Genomic DNA, 1256 nt, shown 5'->3' with positions numbered 1-1256 from the left:
GAAAGGTGTATCATATATTTAGACAGTATGAAGCGAGACTTTCTTGGAGAAAGGAGCGTCTTTTATGAAGAGTCTAAAAATGTACACCAGGGATTTCAAAATCCAGGTATGCAAGCTTGTTTTGGATAAAAATAAGCCCGTACCACAGTTGGCCAAGGCCGTTAATGTGCCTTCTCATACCATTTATCGCTGGATCAAGGAATACCAGGATTATGGCGAAGAGGCCTTTGTGGGCAGTGGTTATTTGAGAAGTCCTGAAGCCAAACTTAAGCAGCTTCAGAAAACCAACGAAAAACTGAAAATGGAGAATGATATCTTAAAAAAAGCAGCAGCATACTTTGCTACCGTCCCCAAGAAAAGGTCGAGTTCGCCAAAAGCGATCTAACGGCATATCCAGTCGGTGAAGTATGCAGAATCCTGGGCATTACTCGTGCCGCATATTACTACAAACATCGTCCCCCTTCCCATGACAAACTGGCCTTGGAACAAATGGTTATTGACTGTTTCAACAAGCATCATGAGGAATATGGAAAAAAGCGCATCAAGCACGCATTGGCCAAAGGGCCTCAACCCGTTCAAGTCAGCCTTTCCTTTATTGCCAGGGTGCTTCGGGAAAATGATCTACATGCCAAAGCAGGCCGCAAGAAGACAAAAAAGGAGAAACCAGAACCAACTGATCCGAAGATCAAAGCAGCCAATCTGATAAAGGATAAATATGCTGTGAAAATGCCCAATTACCTCTGGTGCTTCGACAATACTGAACTTCCATACAAAGACGGAAAGTTCTATGTATGCGGAGGACTTGATGTAGGGACCAGGCGTGTTGTAGGACTCAGTTGGGGCTTCCATCAAAGAACGTCACTGGCTATAGCAGCTTTGCTGGATGCCTGTGGCAGAAACCCCTTCCGTCCTATTGGTGCGGTGTATCATTCTGACAACGGAGGATGCTTTAAATCTGAGGAGATGAGTGAAATGCTTGATAAAATGCACTTTCGCCGCAGCCTCTCCAGACCTGGACACCCTATGGACAACCAACCCATAGAAAGCTTCTGGCATACTCTTAAAACGGAAATGCCGGATACCAGTCAGATGAGTTATAACGACGCAGTGATGACCGTTTTTGAATATATAATCGATTACAATGCAAACCGTATTCATTCGAGTATTGATTATTTAACTCCGAATGAAAAATACCAGCAATTAGTAAGTTAACGAGGTGTCTCGGTTCGATGTGTCTAAAAGCCTTGACACCTTTC

At 43.9% G+C, this 1256-nt stretch carries 2 protein-coding genes; both read left to right on the top strand.

What is annotated here, in order from left to right:
• Positions 1–64 precede the first annotated feature (64 nt).
• Positions 65–385: a transposase gene (locus tag FX155_RS11365; protein ID WP_154488808.1), complete on the top strand. Its 321-nt coding sequence runs from the start codon at positions 65–67 to the stop codon at positions 383–385.
• Positions 334–1212: an IS3 family transposase gene (locus FX155_RS11360; RefSeq protein WP_326831148.1), complete on the top strand. Its 879-nt coding sequence runs from the start codon at positions 334–336 to the stop codon at positions 1210–1212. The genes FX155_RS11365 and FX155_RS11360 overlap by 52 nt, the downstream gene beginning before the upstream one ends.
• Positions 1213–1256 lie beyond the last annotated feature (44 nt).

It is taken from the genome of Acidaminococcus fermentans, assembly GCF_009696675.1.
Lineage (GTDB): Bacteria > Bacillota > Negativicutes > Acidaminococcales > Acidaminococcaceae > Acidaminococcus.
Note: the sequence above shows the minus strand (reverse complement) of the source record. Positions and strands in the feature narration are given on the sequence as shown.

Coding starts and splice junctions, on each gene's coding strand:
- FX155_RS11365 (WP_154488808.1), top strand. CDS start 65: ATGAAGAGTCTAAAAATGTACACCAGGGATTTCAAAATCCAGGTATGC.